The organism is Burkholderia sp. CCA53 (genome assembly GCF_001685525.1).
Classification (GTDB): domain Bacteria; phylum Pseudomonadota; class Gammaproteobacteria; order Burkholderiales; family Burkholderiaceae; genus Burkholderia; species Burkholderia multivorans.
On the sequence record NZ_BDDJ01000001.1, the window covers coordinates 3,261,533 to 3,280,581 of the forward strand.

Sequence of the window (19,049 nt, forward strand, 5' to 3'; positions counted from 1 at the left end):
TCCCAGCGGCGGATGCCGCTTTCTGCTGCTAGCTTCGTCTACAATCTCGCCTTCTTCAACGTTTGTCAGGAAAAGCTGGTGTCTGAAGCCGTCCCCACTTCTGCGCGCAAATTGAATAGCGTGCCCGCCGCGCCCGGGAGCGCTCCGGTTCTCGAGATCGAGTCGCTCGACATGGAAGCGCGCGGTGTCGGCCGTGCGACGACCGAGGAGGGCGAGCCGGGCAAGGTCATCTTCGTCGAGGGCGCGCTGCCCGGCGAGCGCGTGACCTATTCGAGCTACCGCCGCAAGCCGAGCTACGAGCAGGCGACGGTCGTCGACATCCTGCGCCCGAGCGTGATGCGCACGCAGCCGAAGTGCGCGTTCTTCGGCACCTGCGGCGGCTGCTCGATGCAGCATCTCGACATGCGCGCGCAGGTCGCGATCAAGCAGCGCGTGCTCGAGGACAACCTGTGGCATCTCGCGAAGCTGCGCGCGGAGTCGATCTTCTCGCCGATCCACGGCCCGTCGTGGGGCTATCGCTATCGCGCGCGCCTGACCGTGCGCCATGTCGCGAAGAAGGGCGGCGTGCTGGTCGGCTTCCACGAGAAGAAGAGCAGCTACGTGGCCGACATGACGAGCTGCGAGGTGTTGCCGCCGCACGTATCGGCGATGCTCGTGCCGCTGCGCCGGCTCGTCGAGGGGCTGTCGATTCGCGACCGGATGCCGCAGATCGAGCTCGCGGTCGGCTCGCAGGTGACGGCGCTCGTGCTGCGCGTGCTGGAGCCGATCAACGCGGACGACGAAGCGCTGCTGCGCGCGTTTGCGGACGAACACAAGGTGCAGTTCTGGCTGCAGCCGAAGGGACCGGACACGGTCACGCCGTTCTATCCGCTCGACGTGTCGCTCGACTACACGCTGCCGGAATTCGGCATTCGGATGCCGTTCAAGCCGACCGACTTCACGCAGGTGAACCATCAGATCAACCGCGTGCTGGTCGGCCGCGCGCTGCGTCTGCTCGCGCCGGCGCGCGACGATCGCGTGCTCGATCTATTCTGCGGGATCGGCAACTTCACGCTGCCGCTCGCGCGGCTCGCGCGTGAGGTGGTGGGCATCGAGGGCAGCGAGACGCTGACCACGCGCGCGCTCGCCAACGCGCGCGAGAACGGCGTCGACGGTCATACGACCTTCGCGTGCCGCAACCTGTTCGAGGTGACGGCCGACGACATCCGTGCGCTCGGCGCCTTCGACAAGTTCCTGATCGATCCGCCGCGCGAAGGCGCGCTCGCGGTGTCGAAGGCGCTGGCCGACATCGCGCAGAGCGGCGAGGGCCCGCTGCCGAAGCGGATCGTCTACGTGTCCTGCAATCCGTCGACGCTCGCGCGCGACGCGGGCCTGCTCGTGCATGAAGCCGGATACCGGCTCAAGGGCGCCGGCGTCGTGAACATGTTCCCGAATACGTCGCACGTCGAATCGATCGCGCTGTTCGAGCGCGACTGAGCGACGCAGGCGGCAGCGGACGTAAAAAAACCGGCCCGTGACGGGCCGGTTTTTCGTCGGATGCCGCGAACGTCAGTTGCGGTTGCCGCCGAAGATGCCGAGCAGCGCAAGCAGGTTCGTGAACACGTTGTAGAGGTCGAGATAGATCGCAAGCGTGGCGGTGATGTAGTTCGTTTCGCCGCCGTTCACGACGCGCTGCACGTCGAACAGCATGTACGCGGAAAAGATCGCGATCGCGAGCACGGAGACGGTCAGCATCAGCGCCGGCAGCTGCAGGAAGATGTTCGCGACCGAGGCGAGGAGGATCACGATCACGCCCATGAACAGCCACTTGCCGAGGCCCGAGAAATCGCGCTTGCTGACGGTGGCGATCGTCGCCATCGCGGCGAAGATGATGCCGGTGCCGCCGAACGCGAGCATGATCAGCGACGGCCCGTTCGAGAAGCCGAGGATGAAGCTCAGCAGCCGCGACAGCATCAGGCCCATGAAGAACGTGAAGCCGAGCAGCACGAACACGCCGGCCGCGCTGTTCTTCGTGCGCTCGATCGCGAACATGAAGCCGAACGCGATCGCGAAGAACGCCAGCAGGCTCATCATCGGGCTGGTGGCCGCGAACAGCGAGAAGCCCGTCGCGACGCCGACCCACGCACCGAGCACCGTCGGCACCATCGACAGCGCGAGCAGCCAGTACGTGTTCCGCAGCACGCGGTTGCGAACCTCGGCGGTGGTAACGGAGCCGCCTCGGCCGAAATTGTACGGATAGTCGTTCATGGTTTCTCCTAACATTGAACGCAGGGCGTTCGGGGCCGGTTCGGCACACGCGGTGTGCGGCGCAGCAAACCGGAACAGCTATGGCTAAGATACGTTCCGCGCCGCGAGGTTTCAATGGCCGCGCCGCGCAGAACACATCGTTTTGGAACCTTTCGATCGTGTAAGGGTTCAATCGCAATGATACACGGGATCGTGCTACAATAGCGGATTCATTTGAACCTGTAACTTCTTAATTTCTTGGAGTTTTTATGGCAATCGAGCGCACCCTGTCGATCATCAAGCCGGATGCGGTGGCAAAGAACGTGATCGGCCAGATCTACAGCCGTTTCGAAGGCGCCGGCCTGAAGATCGTCGCAGCGCGCATGGCGCATCTGTCGCGTGCAGACGCTGAGAAGTTCTATGCGGTTCACGCGGCGCGTCCGTTCTTCAAGGACCTCGTCGACTTCATGATCTCGGGCCCGGTGATGATCCAGGTTCTGGAAGGCGAAGGCGCGATCCTGAAGAACCGCGACCTGATGGGCGCGACCGATCCGAAGAAGGCTGAAAAGGGCACGATCCGCGCCGACTTCGCGGACAGCATCGACGCGAACGCCGTGCACGGCTCGGACGCACCGGAAACGGCAGCGGTCGAAATCGCGTTCTTCTTCCCGGAAATGAACGTTTACTCGCGCTAAGCCCTGGCTTCCAGCAAGTAGGCAGGATTCAGCGCACGCGGCAAGGCAGCACATCATGACGAGCGAAACTTCCGTCAATCTTCTCGACTTCGACGCCGAGGGTCTTGTCGCGTACTGCGGCAGCCTCGGCGAGAAGCCGTTCCGCGCCAAGCAGTTGCAGCGCTGGATCCACCAGTACAACGCCGGCGATTTCGACGGCATGACCGATCTCGCGAAGTCCCTCAGGGAAAAGCTGAAGGGGCGCGCGTCGATCACGATGCCCGACATCGTCAGCGATCACGTTTCCGCCGACGGCACGCGCAAGTGGCTCGTCGACGTCGGCAACGGCAACGCGGTCGAAACCGTGTTCATCCCCGAGGAAACGCGCGGCACGCTCTGCGTGTCGTCGCAGGCCGGGTGCGCCGTCAACTGCCGCTTCTGTTCGACGGGCAAGCAGGGGTTCTCGCGCAACCTGTCGACGGCCGAGATCATCGGCCAGCTGCGCATGGCCGAATTTGCGCTGCGTGCGTCGCTCGGGCGCGCGCCGGGGCCGAACGGCAAGGCCGAGCGCGTCGTCACGAACGTCGTGATGATGGGCATGGGCGAGCCGCTCCTCAATTACAACGCGGTCGTTCCCGCGATGCGCTTGATGCTCGACGACAACGCGTACGGGCTGTCGCGCCGTCGCGTCACGCTGTCGACCTCGGGCGTGGTGCCGATGATGGACCGTCTCGGCGCCGAGCTGCCGGTCGCGCTCGCGGTGTCGCTGCATGCGCCGAACGATGCGCTGCGCGACGAACTCGTACCGCTGAACAAGAAGCATCCGCTGCGCGAGCTGATGGCTGCGTGCCAGCGTTATCTGAAGGTCGCGCCGCGCGACTTCATTACTTTCGAATACTGCATGCTCGACGGTGTGAACGACACCGAAGCGCATGCGCGCGAACTGCTGGCCGTCACGCGGGACGTGCCGTGCAAGTTCAATCTGATCCCGTTCAACCCGTTCCCGGAGTCGGGCCTCATCCGCTCGAAGCCGGAGCAGATCAAGCGTTTCGCGCAGATCCTGATCGACGCGGGCGTCGTGACGACCGTGCGCAAGACGCGCGGCGACGACATCGACGCCGCATGCGGTCAGCTCGCCGGTGCAGTGAAGGACCGCACGCGCCTGGCGGAACGAACGGGCGCAGGAAAAATCATCGAGGTTCGGGCGGTTTGACGGGGTGACCCGGCCGGGGATGCCCGAACCAGTGGCGGTACAACACGCGAATAGCGATCGTCGCGGCGCACGGGCGCCGCGCATGGCATGAACAGTTGCGGGGGCGGCCGGTGGAGCCGGCGCACCCGCCAGTGAAGAAGAATCGACGCGAGGACAAGGATGAGTGAGCCGCAGCCGTCAAACGGCGCAGAGACGAATGCCGCACAGCCGGCACCGGCGGGACTGGAATCGCTGGTCGCGGTCGGCAGCCGGCTGGCGCAGCTTCGGGAGGCGAAGGGGTGGACGGTCGAGGACGTATCGGCGCGGCTCAAGGTCGCTCCGCCGAAGCTGCGGGCGCTGGAGGCCGGCGACATCAGCCATCTGCCCGGCGTGACGTTCGCACTGGGCGTCGTGCGCAGCTACGCGAAGATGCTCGGCGTCGATCCGGAACCGTTTGCGCAGGCGCTGCGCCGCGAGCGCGGCGTGCCGGAGGTCGATCTGTCGATGCCCGCGTCGTCGGGCGCCGATCTGCCGCGCGGCCGCGTGTCGATTCCGCTCGGACACTCGTCGCGCCACCATCCGTGGCTATGGGGAACGGCGCTCGTCGTGGTCGCGGTGATCGCGGTGCTCATGTGGCACACTGGCGGCGATTCGTCGGGCTGGCTCGCGCGCTTGAAGGGCAACGACGCGCAGCAGCATGCCTCGGCCGCAGCGGCGGCGACGGCCTCGCCGGTCGAGGACGCTTCCGCGGGCGGCGCATCGAACGCGGCGCCGGTTGCCGCCGTGCCGGCTGCCGTATCGGAAGCGGCGCCGCAGGCCGCCGCATCGGCAGCGCCGGCACCGGCCGCACCGGTCGCAACCGCGGCGGCATCGCAGCCGGTCGCAGTCGCCGGCGCGGCCGCATCGGCCGAAGCGGCGAGCGTGGCGGCGGCGCCCGGCCAGTCGACGATCGAACTGAAGGTGAAGCAGGACAGCTGGTTCAGCGTGCGCGACAACCGCGGCAAGGAACTGTTCTCGGGGCTCGTGCATGCCGGCGAGGCGAAGCAGGTCGCCGGCGACGGCCCGTTCCGCGTGACGATCGGCAACAAGGCGGGCCTCGACGCGATCGCGTTCGACGGAAAACCCGTCGATCCGGCAAAATATTCGGCAGCGCGGGGTAACGTGGCGCGGTTCACGTTGCCCTGATGCCAAGCGCCGTGGCCAGAGGCTGCCGCCGCGTCGGCAGCCGTGGCAGCACGGCGCTTTTTCAATTCGTGCGCCGCCTCGCGGCGCATTCCGCGTAAATGGATCTATCGATGCAATCCGAAGCTCAATCCCCACGCAGCAGTCAGATTTGTTCAACCGAACCGGTATTCGGCGGGCCGGCGCCGCGTCGCGTATCGCATGCGGTCGATGTCCGTTGGGGCGGGCAGCTCGTGACGATCGGCGGCGACGCGCCGGTGCGCGTGCAGTCGATGACGAACACCGACACGGCCGACGCGATCGGCACCGCGATCCAGATCAAGGAACTCGCGAACGCGGGCTCCGAGCTGGTGCGCATCACCGTCAACACGCCGGAGGCCGCGGCCGCCGTGCCGGCGATTCGCGAGCAGCTGGACCGGATGGGCGTGACGGTGCCGCTCGTCGGCGACTTCCATTACAACGGCCACCTGCTGCTGCGCGACTATCCGGGCTGCGCGGAAGCGCTGTCGAAGTACCGGATCAATCCGGGCAACGTCGGTCAGGGCGCGAAGCGCGACACGCAGTTCGCGCAGATGATCGAAGCGGCGATCAAGTACGACAAGCCGGTGCGGATCGGCGTGAACTGGGGCAGCCTCGATCAGGATCTGCTCGCGCGGATGATGGACGAGAATGCCGCGCGCGCCCAGCCGTGGGATGCGCAGAGCGTGATGTACGAGGCGCTGATCCAGTCGGCGATCGGCTCGGCCGAGCGCGCGGTCGAACTGGGCCTCGGGCGCGACCGCATCGTGCTGTCGTGCAAGGTCAGCGGCGTGCAGGACCTGATCGCGGTGTACCGCGAGCTCGCGCGGCGCTGCGGCTTCGCGCTGCACCTCGGTCTGACCGAAGCCGGCATGGGCTCGAAGGGCATCGTCGCCTCGACGGCGGCGCTCGGCGTGCTGCTGCAGGAAGGGATCGGCGACACGATCCGCATTTCGCTGACGCCGGAACCGGGCGCGCCGCGCACGGGCGAAGTGGTGGTCGGCCAGGAAATCCTGCAGACGATGGGCCTGCGCTCGTTCGCGCCGATGGTGATCGCGTGCCCGGGCTGCGGCCGCACGACGAGCACGCTGTTCCAGGAACTGGCGATGCAGATCCAGACGTATCTGCGCGAGCAGATGCCGGTGTGGCGCAAGGAATATCCGGGCGTCGAGAAGATGAACGTCGCGGTGATGGGCTGTATCGTCAACGGCCCGGGCGAGTCGAAGCACGCGAACATCGGCATCAGCCTGCCGGGTTCGGGCGAGAATCCGGCCGCGCCGGTCTTTATCGACGGCGAGAAGGTCAAGACGCTGCGCGGCGAGCGGATCGCCGAGGAATTCCAGCAGATCGTCAGCGACTACGTCGCACGCAATTACGGCCGCGCGGCGGCCACGAACTAATTCGTCCACACACAGATGACTGAACAGAAACGCAAGATCGAGAAGCTCACGGGCGTCAAGGGCATGAACGACATCCTGCCGCAGGATGCCGGCCTGTGGGAGTTCTTCGAGTCCACCGTGAAATCGCTGTTGCGCGCGTACGGCTATCAGAACATCCGCACGCCGATCGTCGAGCATACGCAGCTCTTCACGCGCGGCATCGGCGAAGTCACCGACATCGTCGAGAAGGAGATGTACAGCTTCACCGACGCGCTGAACGGCGAGCACCTGACGATGCGTCCGGAGAACACCGCGGCCGTCGTGCGCGCGGCGATCGAGCACAACATGCTGTACGACGGTCCGAAGCGCCTCTGGTACATCGGCCCGATGTTCCGTCACGAGCGTCCGCAGCGCGGTCGCTATCGCCAGTTCCATCAGGTCGGCGTCGAGGCGCTCGGCTTCGCGGGTCCCGATGCGGATGCCGAGATCATCATGATGTGTCAGCGTCTGTGGGACGACCTCGGCCTGACCGGCATCAAGCTCGAGATCAATTCGCTGGGCCTCGCCGAAGAGCGTGCGGCGCATCGCGTCGAACTGATCAAGTATCTCGAGCAGCACGTCGACGCGCTCGACGAGGATGCGAAGCGTCGTCTGTATACGAACCCGCTGCGCGTGCTCGACACGAAGAATCCGGCGCTGCAGGAGATTGCGCAGAATGCGCCGAAGCTGATCGACTTCCTCGGCGACACGTCGCGTGCGCACTTCGAGGGACTGCAGCGCCTGCTGCTCGCGAACAACGTTCCGTTCAAGATCAATCCGCGGCTCGTGCGCGGCCTCGACTACTACAACCTGACCGTGTTCGAGTGGGTGACCGACAAGCTCGGCGCGCAGGGCACCGTCGCGGCCGGCGGCCGTTACGATCCGCTGATCGAGCAGCTCGGCGGCAAGCCGACGGCTGCGTGCGGCTGGGCGATGGGCATCGAGCGCATTCTCGAGCTGCTGAAGGAAGAGAACCTTGCGCCGGAGCAGGAAGGCGTCGATGTATACGTCGTGCACCAGGGCGACGCGGCGCGCGAGCAGGCCTTCATCGCGGCCGAGCGTCTGCGCGATACGGGCCTCGACGTGATCTTCCACTGCAGCGCCGACGGCGCGCCGGCAAGCTTCAAGTCGCAGATGAAGCGCGCCGATGCGAGCGGCGCCGCATTCGCGGTGATCTTCGGCGAAGAAGAGGTCGCGAACGGCACGGTGGGCGTGAAAGCGCTGCGCGGCACGGGCGGCGACGGGGAAAAGAACGCTCAGCAGACCGTACCGGTCGAAAGCTTGACCGAATTCCTAATCAATGCGATGGTTGCATCCGCCGAAGACGGCGACGACTGATCGCGCTGGCGTTCGCTCGACAAGAAAAGGCCTGAACAGGAAGGAATCGCTCGCCGATGAGTTATCACGACGAACAAGAATCGATTGAAAGTCTGAAAGCGTGGTGGGCCCGCTGGGGCAATCTCACCACGTGGATCGTCCTCGCGGCGCTCGTCGTCGCAGCCGGTTTCAACGGCTGGAACTACTGGCAGCGCCGTCAGGCCGCCGAAGCGTCGGGGCTGTACGAGCAGGTCCAGAAGGCCGCTGCCGCGAACGACAAGACGACGATCGCACGCGCGGCCGCCGACATGGAAGACAAGTACGGCCGCACCGCGTATGCACAGATGACGGCGCTGTCGGCCGCGAAGGTGCTGTACGCGGCGGGCGATACGGCCGGCGCGAAGGCGCAACTGCAGTGGGCGGCCGATCACGCGAAGGACGACGAGTACAAGCAGATCGCGAAGCTGCGCCTTGCGTCGCTGCTGCTCGACGAAAAGGCGTACGACGCAGGGCTCGCGCTGCTGTCGGGCACGCCGATGGACGCATTCAAGGGCCTCGTGGCCGATCGCCGCGGCGATCTGCTCGCCGCGCAAGGCAAGACCGACGACGCGCGCACCGCCTACAAGCTCGCGCTCGACAGCCTGTCGAAGGACGACCAGTCGGCGCGCCAGCTCGTGCAGTTCAAGCTGGACGCGCTCGGCGGCTGAATCGCGGTCCCCTCAACCTCTTAACTCTGCTTCGCTAACCGATGAATTTGCTGAAACGTTACGCTGTGCCCGTTGCCTGCGCGGCGGCTGTCATGACATTGGCGGCCTGCTCGTCGTCGAAGGACGCGCGCCGCGTGCCGACGCCGCTCACCGAGTTCAAGCCCGTGATGGACGTGCAACAGGTCTGGAAGGCGAGCGTCGGCAAGGGCGGACGCTATCTGTTCTCGCCGGTGGCCGTCGGCGACGCCGTATTCGCGGCGGGCGAGAACGGCTCGGTCGAGAAGATCGACGCGAAGACGGGCCAGACGGTCTGGCGCACGAAGCTCGGCTCGGATCTGTCGGCGGGCGTCGGCAGCGACGGCAACCTGACCGCGGTCGGCGCGCTGAAGGGCGGCGTGTTCGTGCTCGGCCCGGACGGCAAGCAGTTGTGGAAGACCACGGTGCAGGGCGAGATCATTTCGCCGCCGCTCGTCGGCAACGGTCTCGTGATCGTGCGCACGATCGACGGCCAGGTGATCGCGTTCAACGCGCAGACGGGCGAGCAGAAGTGGAACTACCGCAACCGCGCGGTGCCGCTCAATCTGCGCGTGTCGGCCGGGATGACGTTCGCGGGCGACGCGGCCGTACTCGCGGGCTTCCCGGGCGGCGGGCTCGTCGCGATCAACCTGCAGACCGGCGAGCCGTTCTGGCAGACGCCGGTGTCGTTCCCGAAGGGCGTGACCGAAGTCGAGCGGATCAACGACGTGAGCGGCCCGCCGACGCTGGTCGGCGCCGAAACCTGCGCCGTGACGTTCCAGGGTCAGCTCGGCTGCTTCGACGCGAACTCGGGGCGACCGCTCTGGGAAAAACCGTTCTCGAGCCGCAGCGGCCTCGCGCAGGACGATTCGGTCGTCACCGGCGGCGACGACTGGTCGATCGTCACGGCGTACGACGCGGCGACCGGCAATCCGCTGTGGCATAACGACAAGCTGAAGAGCCGCGACGTCGGCGTGCCCTATCTGCTCGGCCATGCGGTCGTGATGGGCGACTACCAGGGCTACGTGCACTTCCTGTCGCGCGAGGACGGCAGCTTCATCGCGCGGATGAAGACCGACGGCAGCGCGATCACGGCTGCGCCGGTGCTGGCCGGCAACACGCTCGTCGTGCAGACGAAGGACGGCGGCCTGTACGGCTTCCGTCCGCGCTGACGCGCAGCAGGTACGCGCCGCGCGGGCCCGCCCGCGCGCTGCGGCGTACGACATGAAGGCGGCCGGTGTTCCCGGCCGCTCGGTATTTGAAAGGCAGTTCGAAACGATAGACGGACGGCGCGCACTGCGTGCCCGGCGCGCGCATCCGGCGCGGCGCGAATTCGTGATATTTTCATTCAGCGCAGCCGCCCGCAGCAGCGGGCCTCCCGCTGCTGCGCTTCACCGTAGACAACACAGATGAAACCGGTCATTGCCCTCGTTGGGCGCCCCAATGTGGGGAAATCCACGCTGTTCAACCGGCTCACGCGCTCGCGCGATGCGCTGGTGGCCGACTTGCCGGGCCTCACGCGCGATCGCCATTACGGCGAAGGGCGCGTCGGCGCGCGGCCGTATCTCGTCGTCGACACGGGCGGCTTCGAGCCCGTCGCGAAGGACGGGATCCTGCACGAGATGGCGCGTCAGACGCGGCAGGCCGTCGAGGAAGCCGACGTCGTCGTGTTCATCGTCGACGGCCGCAACGGCCTCGCGCCGCAGGACAAGTCGATCGCCGACTATCTGCGCAAGACGGGCCGGCCGATTTTCCTCGTCGTCAACAAGGCCGAGGGGATGAAGTACACGGCGGTCGCGACCGATTTCTACGAACTCGGGCTCGGCGATCCGCGCGCGATCTCGGCCGCGCACGGCGACGGCGTGACCGACATGATCAACGAGGCGCTGGAAGTCGCGTACGCCGACCAGCCGGAAGAAGAGGACGACAACGATCCGTCGCGCGGCATCAAGATCGCGATCGTCGGCCGGCCGAACGTCGGCAAGTCGACGCTCGTCAACGCACTGATCGGCGAGGATCGCGTGATCGCGTTCGACATGCCGGGCACCACGCGCGATTCGATCTACGTCGACTTCGAGCGTAACGGCAAGAAATACACGCTGATCGACACGGCCGGCCTGCGCCGCCGCGGCAAGGTGTTCGAGGCGATCGAGAAGTTCTCGGTCGTGAAGACGCTGCAGTCGATCTCCGATGCGAACGTCGTCATTCTTCTGCTGGATGCGCAGCAGGACATTTCCGATCAGGACGCGCATATCGCCGGCTTCGTCGTCGAGCAGGGCCGCGCGCTCGTGATCGGTGTGAACAAATGGGACGGGCTCGACGAGCACGCGCGCGAGCGCGCGAAAGCGGATTTGACCCGCAAGCTGAAATTCCTCGACTTCGCCAAGTCGCACTTCATTTCGGCCGCGAAGAAAACGGGCATCGGCGCGCTGATGCGCTCGGTCGACGATGCGTATGCGGCTGCCATGGCGAAGCTGCCGACGCCGAAGCTCACGCGCGCGCTGATCGAGGCCGTGGAATTCCAGCAGCCGCGCCGCCGCGGCCCCGTGCGACCGAAGCTGCGCTACGCGCACCAGGGCGGCCAGAATCCGCCGATCATCGTGATCCACGGCAACGCGCTCGACGCCGTGACGGAAACGTACAAGCGTTACCTGGAGAACCGTTTCCGCGAAACTTTCTCCCTGACCGGCACTCCATTGCGCATAGAGTTCCGTTCGTCGACCAACCCGTACGCGGACAAGGGCTGAAGCACGCCTGATACCCGCTTCCGGCAACGGATCGGCCGCATGGCCGACGCCGGGCGCGGCAGGCAAAATCAGCTATAGTGTAGCGATTGGCGCCGGATCTCTTTTTCTTCGTCGCCAATCCAGATCAACCTGCAAAAAAAGATGGAGTACGCCATGAGCAACAAAGGGCAATTGTTACAAGACCCGTTTTTGAACGCACTGCGCAAGGAGCACGTGCCCGTTTCGATCTATCTCGTGAACGGCATCAAGCTCCAAGGGAACATCGAATCGTTCGACCAGTACGTCGTGTTGCTCCGTAATACGGTGACCCAGATGGTCTACAAGCACGCCATCTCGACGGTCGTGCCGGCGCGCCCGGTGAACTTCCACCCGGACGCGGAAGCCTCGTCCTAACCCATTGCAGCGGCCGGCATCCGGTCGCCGCGAGCGACCGATGCCAGCCGCCTTATCTTGACACCTGACAATTTGATCAACGCAGCGCTCGTCGGCATCGATTTCGGCAAGACCGATTTCGAAGCCAGTCTCGAAGAACTCAGTCTTCTCGCCTCCAGCGCCGGGGCGCATCCCGCCGTCACTCTCACGGGCCGCCGGTCCAGTCCCGATGCCGCGATGTTCATCGGCAGCGGCAAAGCAGACGAATTGCGGCTCGCGTGCGAAGCGCACGACGTCGACATCGTCATCTTCAATCACGCACTCGCGCCGGCTCAGCAGCGCAACCTCGAGCGCGCGCTCAACCGGCGCGTCGTCGATCGCACGAGCCTGATCCTCGACATCTTCGCGCAACGCGCGCGCAGCCACGAAGGCAAGCTGCAGGTCGAGCTCGCGCAGCTGCAATATCTGTCGACGCGGCTGATCCGCGCGTGGACCCACCTCGAGCGCCAAAAGGGCGGTATCGGCCTGCGCGGCCCCGGCGAGACGCAGCTCGAAACCGACCGCCGGCTGATCGGCGAGCGCATCAAGATGCTGAAGTCGCGGCTCGACAAGCTGCGCCGGCAGCACAGCACGCAGCGGCGCCAGCGCGCGCGCAGCGGCACGATGTCGGTGTCGCTCGTCGGCTATACGAACGCCGGCAAGTCGACGCTGTTCAATGCGCTGACGAAAGCGCAGGCCTACGCGGCCGATCAGCTGTTCGCGACGCTCGACACGACGTCGCGGCGCGTCTACCTCGGCGACGAAGTGGGTCAGATCGTCGTGTCCGACACGGTCGGCTTCATCCGCGAGCTGCCTCACCAGCTCGTCGCCGCGTTCCGCGCGACGCTGGAAGAAACGATCCACGCCGATCTGCTGCTGCACGTGGTCGACGCGTCGAGCGCGGTGCGGCTCGAGCAGATCGAGCAGGTCAACGGCGTGCTGCACGAGATCGGCGCGGACACGATCCGGCAGGTGCTGGTGTTCAACAAGATCGACGCCGTGCCCGAGCTGGCGGCCCGCGGCGACGCGGTCGAGCGGGACGAGTATGGTAATATTTCGCGCGTCTTTTTGAGCGCGCGCACCGGTCAGGGTCTCGACACGTTGCGCGCCGCCATCGCCGAGATCGCCTCCGCGGAACACCTGTCCGGCGCGACGTTGCCCAACGACGCGCTCGACGGCGCGCCCGCTGAACCGCACGAAGACCACACGATTTCCGAACACGGGCGCTAACCGGTCCCGGCCGGTTCGCCGGCGTCTAATCTGGTGAACAAACTCTGGTGAACGAATACAACGAGCGGAGTACCTGGCGGCGGATGCGCGCCTTGCTGTCGATCAACGATCCCCGCTGGGGGCGCGGCGAAGGCAATGGCAACGGCGGCTCCCGTCCGCGCGCGAACGAATCGAAGCGTCCGCCCGGCGGCGACGGCGACGGTCCGCCCGATCTCGACGAGATGTGGCGCAATTTCAACCGCCGCCTGAGCGGGCTGTTCGGCGGCAAGGGCGGCAACGGTTTCCGTCCCGATAACGGGCGCGCGGCGCGCGTCGGCGTCGGCATCGTGATCGGCGTGCTGATCGCGGTCTATGCCGGCAGCGGCCTGTTCGTCGTCCAGGAAGGTCAGACCGGCGTCGTGCTGCAGCTCGGCAAGCTGGCCGGCACGGTCGGCCAGGGCGTGCACTGGCGTGCGCCGTATCCGTTCGCGTCGCACGAGATCGTCGACACGACGCAGGTGCGCTCGATCGAGATTGGCCGCAACAACGTCGTGCGGCTCGCCAACGTCAAGGAAGCGGCGATGCTCACGCGCGATGCGGACATCGTCGACGTGCGCTTCATCGTCCAGTACCGCGTTCGCTCCGCCACCGACTATCTGTTCCGCAGCGTCGATCCCGAGCGCAGCGTGTCGCAGGCCGCGCAGGCGGCGGTGCGCGCGATCGTCGGCACGCGCAGCGCGGCCGACCTGCTGAGCCAGGATCGCGATGCGATGCGCGAGCAACTGTCGGCCGCGATTCAGCGCGATCTCGACCGTTATCGGACGGGCCTCGAAGTGACGGCCGTCACCATGCAGCGCGTCGCCGCGCCCGAGCAGACGCAGTCCGCCTATGCGGACGTCGCGAAGGCGCGCGACGAGCGCGAGGCCGCGAAGCGCGCCGCGCAGGCCTACGCGAGCGAGCTGCTGCCGAAGGCGCAGGGCGATGCCGCGAAGCTGATCGACGATGCGAAGGCCTATGCGGAGCGCGTCGTCACCGAAGCGCAAGGCGACGCGGAGCGTTTCACGCAGGTCTACGCCGCGTATTCGAAGGCGCCCGCGGTCGTTCGCGAACGGATGTACGTCGACACGATGCAGGAAATCTATTCGAACGCGACGAAGGTTTTCGTCGGCAACAACGGCAATAACGTCGTCTATCTGCCGCTCGACAAGCTCGTCGAGCAGCAGCGGCAAAACGCCGCGGCGTCGGCCGGCGCGGCGGCGGCCGATGCGGCCTCGGCACCGGCGGCCGCGTCGGGCGCCGCCGCCGCCGCGACCGCGGCATCGACGCCGGCGGCCGCAGCGGCACCGGGCAGCGATGCGCTGCGATCGCGCGAAGCGTTCCGCAGCCGGTCGCGCGAAGACGATCTGAAGTAACGGGGAGCGCAGAACATGAATCGAATCGTTGTGCTCGTCGTCGCAATCGTGATCCTGGCTTTTGCCGCATCGTCGACCGTGCTGACCGTCGATCCGCGCCATATCGCCGTGCTGTCCGGCCGCGGCGGCGCGGAGCCCGAGCTCGCCGGCCCCGGCGTTCATTTCAAGCTGCCGCCGCCGCTGCAGACGGCCACGCTGGTCGATACGCGGCTGCAGTCGCTGGAATCGCCCGATCCGCTGCAGCTGGCAACCGAAGACAAGCACGATCTGCTGGTTTCGTATGCGGCGAAGTACCGGATCGGCGATCCGATGAAGTACTTCACGGCAACCGGCGGCGATCCGGCCGCGGCCGGCGAGCGGCTGGCCGGCGCGCTGAAGGGCGCGCTTGGCGACGCATTCGGCAAGCATGCGCTCGACGACGCGCTCGGCGCGCAGCGCGCGATCGCCGACGCTGCGCGCGACGCGGTACAGGCCAGCGCGGCAGCGCTCGGCATCGAGCTGGTCGACGTGCAGCTCACGCGCGTCGACTTGCCGGCCGCGCAGACCGATGCGGTCTATCAGCGCATGATCGGCGCGCTGCACGACCAGGCCGCGCAGGTGCGTGCCGACGGCGCAGCCGAGGTCGAGCAGATCAAGGCGGACGCCGAACGCGAGCAGCAGGCGGTGCTCGCGAACGCGTACAAGTCCGCGCAGACGATCAAGGGCGAGGGCGATGCGAAGGCGGCGACGATCGCCGCGGACGCGTTCGGCCGCGATCCGCAGTTCTACGAGTTCTACGCGAGCCTGCAGGCGTACCGGAAGACGTTCAAGCGCAACGACGTCATCGTCGTCGATCCCGACAGCGCGTTCTTCCGTTTCATGCGCAGCCCGACGGGCGGTGCCGCACCGGCGGCGCCTGCTCCCCGCAAACACTGAATCTGGGGCGCCGCGTCGTGCGGCGCCGTCGCCCGCATGGATCTCGCTGCCTCGTTGTTGCTTGCCGTCGCGCTGATGCTGATCATCGAAGGGGCGTTCCCCTTCGTGTTTCCCGTCGCCTGGCGCGACACGTTTCGTAGAATAGCGGAGCGGCCGCCGCATCATATCCGGATCGGCGGGCTGATCGTGATGGCGCTCGGGCTCGTGCTGCTGCTGCTCGCCACCTGATCCCGGACGGCGCACCCGCCGTTCGTTCCCGTCCGATTCCGATTACCGATTCATCCGTCGGCGCGCGTGCCGCGCGCCGTTTCCTGTCGTAGGACCGTACCGATGTCGACCTGGTTACTTCCCGAGAATATCGCCGACGTACTGCCGTCGGAAGCGCGCAAGATCGAGGAGCTGCGCCGCAGGCTGCTCGATCGCTTCCGTTCGTACGGCTACGAGATGGTGATGCCGCCGCTGCTCGAATATCTCGAGTCGCTGCTGACGAGCGGCGGCGCCGATCTGCGCCTGCGCACCTTCAAGCTGGTCGACCAGCTTTCGGGCCGCACGCTCGGCCTGCGCGCCGACATCACGCCGCAGGTGGCGCGCATCGACGCGCATCTGCTGAACCGCCAGGGCGTCACGCGCCTCTGCTATGCGGGGCACGTCATGCATACGCGCCCGCGCGGCCTGCACGCGACGCGCGAGCAGATCCAGATCGGCGCGGAAATCTACGGACACGCGGGACTGGAAGCCGATCTTGAGATCCAGCAGTTGATGCTCGATGCGCTGCATCTTGCCGGCCTGTCGCGGATCCGCCTCGATCTGTGCCATGCGGGCGTGCTCGCGGCGCTGCTCGCGCGCGATACGCAGGCGGCCGCGCGCGGCGAAGCGCTCTACGACGCGCTGTCGGGCAAGGACGTGCCGCTGCTGAACGAACTGACCGACGATCTCGGCGCCGACACGCGCGCGGCGCTGCGTGCGCTGCCGCACCTGTACGGCGACGCGAGCGTGCTCGACGAAGCGCGCCAGCGCCTGCCGGCGCTGCCCGAGATCGCGCGCGCGCTCGACGATCTCGCGCAGCTCGCCGCGCAGGCGAAGGGCGTGGAAGTCGCGATCGACCTGGCCGATCTGCGCGGTTACGCGTACCACAGCGGCGCGATGTTTACCGCGTACATCGACGGCGTGCCGAACGCGATCGCGCGCGGCGGCCGTTACGACCACGTCGGCCAGGCATACGGCCGCGCGCGTCCGGCGACCGGCTTCTCGCTCGACCTGCGCGAGCTCGCGCGGATTTCCCCGGTCGAGGCGCGCGGCACCGCGATTCTGGCGCCGTGGGCGCAGGACGATGCGCTGCGCGCGGCCGTGGCCGCGCTGCGCGACGCCGGCGAGGTCGTGATCCAGGCGCTGCCGGGCCACGATCACGTGCTCGACGAATTCGCCTGCGACCGTTCGCTCGTCGAGCGCAACGGTGCGTGGGTGGTCGAGCCCCGCTAACAAGGCGTTCGCGAGCGGCAGTCGGCTGCATATCGTTGACGCGAAACGGAAAAATTCGGAATCGCTCGCGAACATAGGTAAAATACGTTTTTAACCAGCTAACGAATCAACATGTCTGCCAGCGCAGTGAACGTGACTCCCGGGCGCAACGTCGTCGTCGTGGGGACTCAATGGGGTGATGAAGGCAAGGGCAAGATCGTCGACTGGCTGACGGACCACGCTCAGGGCGTCGTGCGTTTCCAGGGCGGTCACAACGCCGGCCACACCCTCATCATCGGCGGCAAGAAGACGATCTTGCGCCTCATCCCGTCGGGCATCATGCGCGAAGGCGTCGCGTGCTACATCGGCAACGGCGTCGTTCTGTCCCCGGAAGCACTGTTCAAGGAAATCGGCGAGCTCGAAGAAGCCGGCGTGAACGTGCGCGACCGTCTGTTCATTTCCGAAGCCACGACGCTGATCCTGCCGTATCACATCGCGATCGACCAGGCGCGCGAAGCGCGCAAGGGCGCGGGCAAGATCGGCACGACGGGCCGCGGCATCGGCCCCGCGTACGAAGACAAGGTCGGCCGCCGCGCGCTGCGCGTGCAGGACCTGTTCGACGCGAAGACCTTCGCCGATCGCCTGCGCGAAAACCTCGATTTCCACAACTTCGTGCTGACGCAGTACCTCGGCGGCGCAGCCGTCGATTTCCAGGCGACGCTCGACACGATGCTCGGCTATGCCGACCGCCTGAAGCCGATGGTGGCTGACGTGTCGCGCCGTCTGTACGACGCGAACAACGCGGGCCAGAACCTGCTGTTCGAGGGCGCGCAGGGCACGCTGCTCGACATCGATCACGGCACCTATCCGTTCGTCACGTCGAGCAACTGCGTTGCCGGTGCGGCCGCGGCGGGCGCGGGCGTCGGTCCGCAGAAGCTGAACTACATCCTCGGCATCACGAAGGCATACTGCACGCGCGTCGGCTCGGGTCCGTTCCCGAGCGAGCTGTACGATGCCGATAATCCGAAGCGTCAGGATCAGGTCGGCGTCACGCTCGCGAACGTCGGCAAGGAATTCGGCTCGGTCACCGGCCGTCCGCGCCGCACCGGCTGGCTCGACGCGGCCGCGCTGCGCCGCTCGATCCAGATCAACGGCGTGTCGGGCCTCTGCATGACGAAGCTCGACGTGCTCGACGGTCTCGACGAAGTCCGGCTGTGCGTGGGCTACAAGATCGACGGCAAGGACGCGGACATCCTGCCGCGCGGCGCCGCCGATGTCGCACGCTGCGAACCGGTGTACGAAACGTTCGAAGGCTGGAAGGAAAGCACGGTCGGCATCAAGACGTGGGACGCGCTGCCGACGAACGCGCAGGCTTATCTGACGCGCGTCCAGGAAGTGGCCGGCGTGCCGATCGACATGGTGTCGACCGGCCCGGACCGCGACGAAACGATCCTGCTCCGCCATCCGTTCAAGGTGTAATTTCCAGATGACGCAGCAAAACACGATCAAGGCGGCCGACCTGATGACGGATCCGCGTAACGACGACAAGAACCTCTGGGTGGGCTGGGACGAATATCACCGGCTCATCGAACTGCTCGCGCTGCAGGTGCACGAGTCCGGCTGGAAGTTCGACCAGATCCTGTGCCTCGCGCGTGGCGGCCTGCGTGTCGGCGATCAGCTTTCGCGCATCTACGACGTGCCGCTCGCGATTCTCGCGACGAGTTCGTACCGCGAAGCGGCCGGCCGCGAGCAGGGCGAGCTCGACATCGCGCAGTACATTACGATGACGCGCGGCAACCTCGCAGGCAACGTGCTGCTCGTCGACGATCTGGTCGACTCGGGCGTCACGCTCGCGCGCGTGCAGGAGCACCTGAAGGAGCGTTATCCGGCCGTCACGGCGGTGCGCTCGGCGGTGCTCTGGTACAAGGGTTGCTCGAAGGTCAAGCCCGACTACCACACGCAGTTCCTGCCGACGAACCCGTGGATCCATCAGCCGTTCGAGGAGTGGGACACCGTGCGTCCGCACAACCTCGAAGCGTGGATCAAGCGCGGTCGCGCGCAGCGCGACGGCGCGGGCGCGTGAGCGCGCCGGTCGATCGACGAAAAGCCTCGTACGGCGCCGCTTGCGGCGCCGTTTTCGTTTGCAGG

At 66.6% G+C, this 19,049-nt stretch carries 18 protein-coding genes; 17 read left to right on the forward strand and 1 reads right to left on the reverse strand.

Annotation, left to right across the window (positions count from 1 at the left end; all coding sequences use genetic code 11):
- Window positions 1-78 precede the first annotated feature (78 nt).
- On the forward strand, window positions 79-1,476 hold the full coding sequence (gene rlmD, locus BCR55_RS15140) for a 23S rRNA (uracil(1939)-C(5))-methyltransferase RlmD (protein ID WP_083211823.1): 1,398 nt from the start codon (window positions 79-81) through the stop codon (window positions 1,474-1,476).
- A 72-nt stretch (window positions 1,477-1,548) separates the two neighbouring features.
- On the opposite strand, the gene BCR55_RS15145 is transcribed toward rlmD, so the two are convergent.
- The gene (locus BCR55_RS15145) at window positions 1,549-2,247 is read right to left on the reverse strand and encodes a Bax inhibitor-1/YccA family protein (protein WP_006399901.1); all 699 of its coding nucleotides are present in this window, start codon (window positions 2,245-2,247) and stop codon (window positions 1,549-1,551) included.
- A gap of 248 nt (window positions 2,248-2,495) precedes the next feature.
- On the opposite strand from BCR55_RS15145, the gene ndk reads away from it, so the two are divergent.
- The 16 genes from ndk to BCR55_RS15225 all read left to right on the forward strand — a co-directional run bounded on the left by ndk (window position 2,496) and on the right by BCR55_RS15225 (window position 18,984).
- On the forward strand, window positions 2,496-2,921 hold the full coding sequence (ndk, locus tag BCR55_RS15150) for a nucleoside-diphosphate kinase (protein WP_006399902.1): 426 nt from the start codon (window positions 2,496-2,498) through the stop codon (window positions 2,919-2,921).
- 55 nt (window positions 2,922-2,976) lie between these two features.
- The gene (gene rlmN / locus BCR55_RS15155; protein ID WP_006399903.1) at window positions 2,977-4,113 is read left to right on the forward strand and encodes a 23S rRNA (adenine(2503)-C(2))-methyltransferase RlmN; all 1,137 of its coding nucleotides are present in this window, start codon (window positions 2,977-2,979) and stop codon (window positions 4,111-4,113) included.
- A gap of 159 nt (window positions 4,114-4,272) precedes the next feature.
- Window positions 4,273-5,277, forward strand: a complete 1,005-nt coding sequence (locus BCR55_RS15160; RefSeq protein ID WP_053297202.1) for a helix-turn-helix domain-containing protein — start codon at window positions 4,273-4,275, stop codon at window positions 5,275-5,277.
- Between the two features lie 110 nt (window positions 5,278-5,387).
- Complete coding sequence (gene ispG, locus BCR55_RS15165; protein ID WP_006399905.1) at window positions 5,388-6,692, forward strand: flavodoxin-dependent (E)-4-hydroxy-3-methylbut-2-enyl-diphosphate synthase; 1,305 nt, start codon at window positions 5,388-5,390, stop codon at window positions 6,690-6,692.
- A gap of 15 nt (window positions 6,693-6,707) precedes the next feature.
- Window positions 6,708-8,048, forward strand: a complete 1,341-nt coding sequence (gene hisS, locus BCR55_RS15170; protein WP_065494751.1) for a histidine--tRNA ligase — start codon at window positions 6,708-6,710, stop codon at window positions 8,046-8,048.
- A 56-nt stretch (window positions 8,049-8,104) separates the two neighbouring features.
- Window positions 8,105-8,734 (forward strand): tetratricopeptide repeat protein, encoded by a 630-nt coding sequence (locus BCR55_RS15175; RefSeq protein WP_006404710.1) that lies wholly within the window; start codon window positions 8,105-8,107, stop codon window positions 8,732-8,734.
- Window positions 8,735-8,775: 41 nt separating this feature from the next.
- Window positions 8,776-9,921: an outer membrane protein assembly factor BamB gene (gene bamB, locus BCR55_RS15180; RefSeq protein ID WP_006404711.1), complete on the forward strand. Its 1,146-nt coding sequence runs from the start codon at window positions 8,776-8,778 to the stop codon at window positions 9,919-9,921.
- Window positions 9,922-10,158: 237 nt separating this feature from the next.
- Window positions 10,159-11,496 (forward strand): ribosome biogenesis GTPase Der, encoded by a 1,338-nt coding sequence (gene der / locus BCR55_RS15185; RefSeq protein WP_006399916.1) that lies wholly within the window; start codon window positions 10,159-10,161, stop codon window positions 11,494-11,496.
- Window positions 11,497-11,649: 153 nt separating this feature from the next.
- Window positions 11,650-11,889, forward strand: coding sequence for an RNA chaperone Hfq (hfq, locus tag BCR55_RS15190; protein WP_006399927.1), 240 nt, complete (start codon window positions 11,650-11,652; stop codon window positions 11,887-11,889).
- Between the two features lie 72 nt (window positions 11,890-11,961).
- A complete protein-coding gene (gene hflX, locus BCR55_RS15195) occupies window positions 11,962-13,137 on the forward strand; it encodes a GTPase HflX (RefSeq protein WP_006410362.1) in 1,176 nt (391 codons plus the stop codon).
- A 47-nt stretch (window positions 13,138-13,184) separates the two neighbouring features.
- On the forward strand, window positions 13,185-14,528 hold the full coding sequence (hflK, locus tag BCR55_RS15200) for an FtsH protease activity modulator HflK (RefSeq protein ID WP_065494752.1): 1,344 nt from the start codon (window positions 13,185-13,187) through the stop codon (window positions 14,526-14,528).
- 15 nt (window positions 14,529-14,543) lie between these two features.
- A complete protein-coding gene (gene hflC / locus BCR55_RS15205; RefSeq protein ID WP_065494753.1) occupies window positions 14,544-15,443 on the forward strand; it encodes a protease modulator HflC in 900 nt (299 codons plus the stop codon).
- Window positions 15,444-15,479: 36 nt separating this feature from the next.
- On the forward strand, window positions 15,480-15,671 hold the full coding sequence (locus BCR55_RS15210) for a DUF2065 domain-containing protein (RefSeq protein ID WP_006399932.1): 192 nt from the start codon (window positions 15,480-15,482) through the stop codon (window positions 15,669-15,671).
- 102 nt (window positions 15,672-15,773) lie between these two features.
- The gene (locus BCR55_RS15215; protein ID WP_006399933.1) at window positions 15,774-16,922 is read left to right on the forward strand and encodes an ATP phosphoribosyltransferase regulatory subunit; all 1,149 of its coding nucleotides are present in this window, start codon (window positions 15,774-15,776) and stop codon (window positions 16,920-16,922) included.
- Window positions 16,923-17,033: 111 nt separating this feature from the next.
- Window positions 17,034-18,380, forward strand: coding sequence for an adenylosuccinate synthase (locus BCR55_RS15220; RefSeq protein ID WP_006399934.1), 1,347 nt, complete (start codon window positions 17,034-17,036; stop codon window positions 18,378-18,380).
- A gap of 7 nt (window positions 18,381-18,387) precedes the next feature.
- On the forward strand, window positions 18,388-18,984 hold the full coding sequence (locus BCR55_RS15225) for a phosphoribosyltransferase (protein WP_006399935.1): 597 nt from the start codon (window positions 18,388-18,390) through the stop codon (window positions 18,982-18,984).
- The last annotated feature ends 65 nt before the right edge of the window (window positions 18,985-19,049 follow it).